The following is a 2765-nucleotide window of genomic DNA, read 5'->3' as shown; positions in this document are numbered from 1 at the left end:
GACATGGCCTGGAATCGCCGATACCGCCGAACGCGGCGAGCGCTGCGACCCGAACGGCCTGCCTTCGCTGCGCCGCCCGTGACATGGGGCGAACACCATCGGCGAGGCTGGTGGCCAGCGCTGGGCGCATCTGATCGCCGCCGATCCTTCTGTACTCGCGATGTTCTCTGAACAGGCTGAGGCTTCGCGACTTCGGAGTCCCTACCGGGCCCGCATGGTTTCTCCACACTTGGCCACCTGATCGGACATAACTGGTCGATATAGTGACCGCGTGTTTGCTCGGGATACATCGCGGAATCGCTTGAACCGTCTCGCCTACGTATTGCAGGTCATTGCCGTCGGCGCACTGGCCGCGGCGTGGCTGGCGATCGGGCTGGGACTGTTCTCGGGGCCGGGAGCAGATCTCGAAGCGGGTGGACGCTTCGCCGCCAACTTCACGGTCTATTGGCCGTTCCTGTTTGTGATCAGCCCGGTGCTGGTCGTCACCGGCCTTTTCGGGCTTTTGCCATACCGATTCGCGCCCGGCGGCACCATCGCGGGTGGAATGATTGCCAGTTTTTTCGCTCAGTGGGTGGGAACCGAACTGTACTTGTCCGACTACAAGCCGGAGCTACCCGGACGCCTCGACACGAGCGTCGCCGCGGCGTGCTTCGCAGTTGCCGCAGCGTTCACGGCAGCCTTCGTGCACCTGTATAGCAACCGATCCGGTCGGACGCGTGCCGCCTCGATGCGAGGCGGAGCAGTGCTGGCAGTTGCCATTCTCGTCAGTGCGGTGGTCACGATTCCGCCGCTGATCGCGGGCAGCGGCACCCCGTCCGGTGTCCTGGCTGGGCTCGTCACCAACCCCCATTGCGGCAGGAAAGTGTCGGACTGGACGGACGAGGGACAGACGACCGTCTATGCGGGCGACGCGACACAGTGGTATCCGCCGAAGGATGGGCCGGACAACATGTTCGGGGTCCTGGTCACCTTGCGTAGCGGCACGGGCAGCGTCGAAACAACCCCGCCGACCGCGATTTCGTTCCGAGACGAGATGCCATTTCGGTCGGGTCCGCCGGCAACCGAATTGCTGCTGTCTCGGCCTGGTACCGGCACCGGGTTCGCGTTTACTCGCCTGCGCGATCCGAAGTGCGAGGACGGCAGTAGCCGGGTGGTTTCGGCGACCTATCACTACGATGAGTACGGCGGAACGAGCGACTCCCGGATTCAGGGCAAGGTATCTCGTAGCGAGTAACACGCTGACAGGCGTGTTGACAGCCGTCGCTGATCCGAATATCCGCACATGCCACACCTTTCGACGAGGTCCCGCGTATCGGAATTCGGGGCCGCGCCCGCTGGTACGGACCGTAGGGTTGGCGACGATGGCCGTTCCCAGCGACAGCAGGCAGGAGTTTCTTATGCCGCCGAACAGCGGGGCCCGTCGTTCGACACCGGAACGTGCGAAGGCGACCCGTGAGCTTATTCTCGACAGTGCCGCACGCCTGTTCGGGGAACACGGGATCGCCGGCACTTCGACCAACCGGATCGCCGCCGATGCCGGAGTGAGCGTCGGCACTGTCTATCGCTACTTCTCCGACCGCACGGTCATGGTGGACAAGCTGATCGATCGGCTGGTCGAAGATGCCGAACAACGCTTCACCGAACGTGTTTTCGGTCTCGCGGAGCAAACCACCGCGGAGTTCGTGGCGTCCATCCTCGAAGTTGTCACCGACGAGTTGGTGGCCAACGCTCCGTTGATACGCGCACTCGCGGCTGGGGTCTCGTTCTATGACACAGGCATTCCCGATCTGGAACTCCGTCTGCGCCTGTTCGCCAAGGTGCTCGTCATCCAACTGCTCGGCCCGGGCGACGACCACAAATACGACGTCATGAGCATCGTGCTGGTCAACACCGGGATCGCGGCGGCGCTCCGCGCGTCGGTGCTCGAGATCGACAATCAGCAACGCAGACAGGCCCTCACCGTCACCGCGCGTGCCGTCGCGGCGTGGATCGAATCCGAACGCACGCAGCATTCGGTATGACGCAGTCGATGCGGAACAATCGGCGCACCGTCAGGTCGCACAACCCCGCCTCCCGGGCCGGCAGACAGGAGCGAGTACGTAACCCCGCCGAAGAAGGCGATTCGTCGTCCGACACAGGAACGCGCGAAGGCCACCAGGGAGCACATTCTCGATACCGCCGCATGCCTGTTCGGGGAACACGGGATCGCCAATACCTCGACCAACCGGATCGCTGCCCAGGCCGGGGTGAGCGTCAATACCGTCTATCGATACTTCACCGACCGTGCGGTCATGGTGGACGAACTGCTGGAAAGGCTGCTGGAAGATATCGAACGGCACCTCATTCGCAGCGTGTCCGATTCCGTCGGCAGAACCGTTTCGGAACTGGCCGTCACCATCCTCGACGCCATCACCGACGAACTGGCGGCCAATACCGGGCTGGTGCGAGCGTTGGCGGGAGGGCTGGCCTACTACGAGAGTGGTCTCCCGGAATTCGAACCACGCCTGCGCGCGCTGCTGAAAGTCCTGCTGATCCGGGTGCTCGGCCCCGGCAATGACCATGGCCACGAGGCGATGGCGTTCGTTCTGATGAACGTCGGTTTCGCGGCGGCAGTCCGCGCCGCTTTGCTCGATGATGACACCGGCGAGCGCCGGGAAGTCATCGCCATGACTGCCCGCCTGATCGCGGCAGGGGCCGAAGCGGAAATCGCGGCATCGTCGAACCTTGGATGACCATCCTGCGCCTGGCGATTCACACCGCGCCGA

Annotated in this window: 3 protein-coding genes; all 3 read left to right on the top strand. The window is 63.8% G+C overall.

Features of this window, described 5'->3' with window-relative positions; translation table 11 throughout:
• The first annotated feature begins 301 nt into the window (after positions 1-301).
• Positions 302-1234: a hypothetical protein gene (locus tag NNI01S_RS32850; protein WP_157115171.1), complete on the top strand. Its 933-nt coding sequence runs from the start codon at positions 302-304 to the stop codon at positions 1232-1234.
• 127 nt (positions 1235-1361) lie between these two features.
• Positions 1362-2021 (top strand): TetR/AcrR family transcriptional regulator, encoded by a 660-nt coding sequence (locus NNI01S_RS32845; RefSeq protein ID WP_245676477.1) that lies wholly within the window; start codon positions 1362-1364, stop codon positions 2019-2021.
• Between the two features lie 18 nt (positions 2022-2039).
• Positions 2040-2732 (top strand): TetR/AcrR family transcriptional regulator, encoded by a 693-nt coding sequence (locus tag NNI01S_RS36280; protein ID WP_084489474.1) that lies wholly within the window; start codon positions 2040-2042, stop codon positions 2730-2732.
• Positions 2733-2765: the final 33 nt, after the last annotated feature.

It is taken from the genome of Nocardia niwae NBRC 108934 = DSM 45340, assembly GCF_001613465.1.
In the GTDB taxonomy this organism is placed as follows: domain Bacteria; phylum Actinomycetota; class Actinomycetes; order Mycobacteriales; family Mycobacteriaceae; genus Nocardia; species Nocardia niwae.
The sequence above is the reverse complement of the archived record's forward strand: the minus strand, read 5'-3'. Positions and strand labels throughout refer to the sequence as shown.

Excerpts from the sequence above, each read along its gene's own strand:
- NNI01S_RS32845 (WP_245676477.1), top strand. The coding sequence starts at position 1,362 with ATGGCCGTTCCCAGCGACAGCAGGCAGGAGTTTCTTATGCCGCCGAAC.